4 protein-coding genes are annotated in these 2,519 nt (G+C 42.1%); all 4 read right to left on the bottom strand.

The window, feature by feature from the left end; translation table 11 throughout:
• The coding region (locus PSF09_RS18395; protein ID WP_272684289.1) for a tail assembly protein at positions 1-609 on the bottom strand (609 nt) is incomplete at its 3' end.
• Positions 513-1,247: a C40 family peptidase gene (locus tag PSF09_RS18390; protein ID WP_244069348.1), complete on the bottom strand. Its 735-nt coding sequence runs from the start codon at positions 1,245-1,247 to the stop codon at positions 513-515. The genes PSF09_RS18390 and PSF09_RS18395, both read right to left, overlap by 97 nt.
• 2 nt (positions 1,248-1,249) lie before the next feature.
• Positions 1,250-1,948 carry a phage minor tail protein L gene (locus PSF09_RS18385; RefSeq protein ID WP_180312610.1) on the bottom strand — a complete coding sequence of 233 codons (699 nt, stop codon included), beginning with the start codon at positions 1,946-1,948 and terminating at the stop codon, positions 1,250-1,252.
• A 53-nt stretch (positions 1,949-2,001) separates the two neighbouring features.
• Positions 2,002-2,301 carry a hypothetical protein gene (locus tag PSF09_RS18380; protein WP_180312609.1) on the bottom strand — a complete coding sequence of 100 codons (300 nt, stop codon included), beginning with the start codon at positions 2,299-2,301 and terminating at the stop codon, positions 2,002-2,004.
• Between the last annotated feature and the right edge of the window lie 218 nt (positions 2,302-2,519).

Here is a 2,519-nt window from a genome sequence, read left to right as displayed (position 1 = left end):
ATCACCGTCATCCATAATTTCAACCGCTTGTGAAATCACCCTTGAACCACACATAATCTCACCGTATGCAATTGGTACCGCCATACCCTGCGCGACTGCGTTTTCAAGGTTACTGAAGTATGTGTTTCCCTTTTCTTCTTCAGTGCGTGACAAGTTGGCAGGTTTAGGCATCGGCGTTAACATTTGAGCGATACCACCAATCATCATTGCGCCACCTGCTAGCATCATCGATGCGCCAAAACTCCACCCTGCTGGGTTCCACCATCCAATCGCTAAAACGGCTGCGCCGGCAATAAACTGAAAAGCTCCACCTGTTTTTGCACCTTCGATACGCGGAACAATGTGAATTACCGCATTTTCCATCAATGGTTCATGGACACGCTGATGTAATTCGCTAGGGTCAACATCGGATCCACTAATGCGAATTTGATACCAGCCATCACGGAATTGTTGTTTTAGATTGGGAATTTGAAGAAATAAGGCATGAAGCCCTTCAGCTGCGGTTTTTATATTTAAATCGAATCGACGGCCAAATCGTTGCAGATCCCCATAAAAGCGGATGGTTGCCAGTCGCGGTAGCGCCAAATCGAGTGAGTCATTCGTTGCCATCTTTCGTTATAAACCTCTCGCTTGCTCAATTGATTAGGAACATGATGCAAAATAGTTTGGTCGCCCAAGTAGATTGCGGCGTGATTTGCCCGAGAACTGGCATAGCAACACAAAATGATATCTCCGGGCTGAATGTCTCTTTTGACTTGCTTAAAACCATTTTCCGCTAAGTTATCTAAATAAAGCTCCTTCCCTTGCCGCCACCAATTGTCTTCACGATCAAAATCTGGCAATGAGCAACCGGCTAAATGGTAAGCGTCACGGAATAGGCCATAACAATCTGTAGAGCCATGAATAAACTCACGGCCTAATAACTTAGGTACGCACTCAAATTTGATAATTTTTTCATCGTAAACTAACCACCAAGGGAGATTTGTTTTTAACTGGTGCGCTCTATCTGCTGTACTTAAATAGGAATTGCCACCGGGGTGACTATGAACAATAGCGATGACTTCGCCGATTTGGCTAGCTTGAATATAGTCCTCGGCCGCAATTGAAAAATGATTTTCAGGATCGATATGTTGGTTTTCACAAGGAATATAAATCTCGGTACCGTCTTGAATAATCACAAGGCCACACGATTCCTGTGGCGCCATGTGTTTTGCATGTTCCAAAATAGCTTGTTCTAACATGGAGATCCTTATTGACTAAGGCGAGAAGAAGAGAGGAAGCAGCCTATTCGACCTGAGTTATTTCTTAATTTACAATCAGATAGGCGCTTACCGCATTTATCTTTAGTTGGGTCTTGAGTTGGGTTACCGAGCTCATCAGCAACCGGTCCTCCTTTATACCCGCACTCTTCAGACCGATAGCTAAAATTACATACATCCGAAAGAATGACTCGAGCTGGAAAAGTTGCACCATCCGTTTCCGTTGGGGCGGCAAGTTCCCATGTTGCAGTTTCAGCGTTAAGACTGGTTAGCTGCTCAATCACCCATCGGCTAACTTGCTCTTGCGTTGGATCCGCATTGTCATTGCCACCAGCAAAATTCGCTGCATCGAGGAATTGTGCCGTTGTCTTACGACGAATAACAATACCCCCTAACCCTGAGTTTAGGCGGCTAGCGATACCAAAGATTAGGCCAAACAAATTAGACAGTGAAATGGTTGGGCGTGTCGATGGGCCTTTGCCATTTAAATCAAAACCATCTCCCATGATAGGGTAAGGTTCATATTCTTGGCCTTGCCAAATAACCGGTCCTGATGATTCATTGGTACCGTTGTGGAATCGATACCGAATCCCACCTATATTTGTTAGGTCTATTTCATAGAGTATAATTTCTGCTTCTGCCTCAAGCTTAGTTGTCGCGATCAGCAATTCCGGTGGGATGTTATGCATTTATTTTGCCCATAAAAAAACCACCCGAGGGTGGTTTATAAAGTATCTAGCTATTACTCCGATTTGATTTCAGCCATGTTCTTATCATATTGACCTTGAATATAATCAAACATTTCTACGGAGTCGTCACATTCCTTTCCTTTTTCACTGTTAAGTTTACATCTGTAGTATGTCAGCGTGCTGATGCTAGTCATAGCACTTAGATTTTCTATTTGCCACTTACAGAATTTAGGATCTTTATGGTCAGAGCAAGCCTCTTTCACCATTTTAATAAAAAAATCCTTTCCTGATTCATTATCTGATGCAATTACAATAAACGGCAATAACATTATTAGAAATACAAATCTATTCATTACCCAACAGCTCCTTTGTTATTTTTTTATAAATTAGCTCATGATTTTAACTCGTTAGATTGCAGTGTAATCACTAACTGTCAATGGTAGCTTATGAGTTATGATATTTAAAGAATGCAAATAAATCACAAAGTGATCATCTCAACTATCAGAGCACTTCTTCAAATTCGGCACTTATTGTTTTGCGGATATTGCCGCTGTCTGAAGACCATTTTTTA

The organism is Providencia sp. PROV141 (assembly GCF_028481645.1).
GTDB lineage: Bacteria > Pseudomonadota > Gammaproteobacteria > Enterobacterales > Enterobacteriaceae > Providencia > Providencia rettgeri.
This window is presented reverse-complemented; position numbering and strand designations above follow the sequence as displayed.

Coding starts and splice junctions, on each gene's coding strand:
- PSF09_RS18385 (WP_180312610.1), bottom strand. CDS start 1,948: ATGCATAACATCCCACCGGAATTGCTGATCGCGACAACTAAGCTTGAG.
- PSF09_RS18380 (WP_180312609.1), bottom strand. CDS start 2,301: ATGAATAGATTTGTATTTCTAATAATGTTATTGCCGTTTATTGTAATT.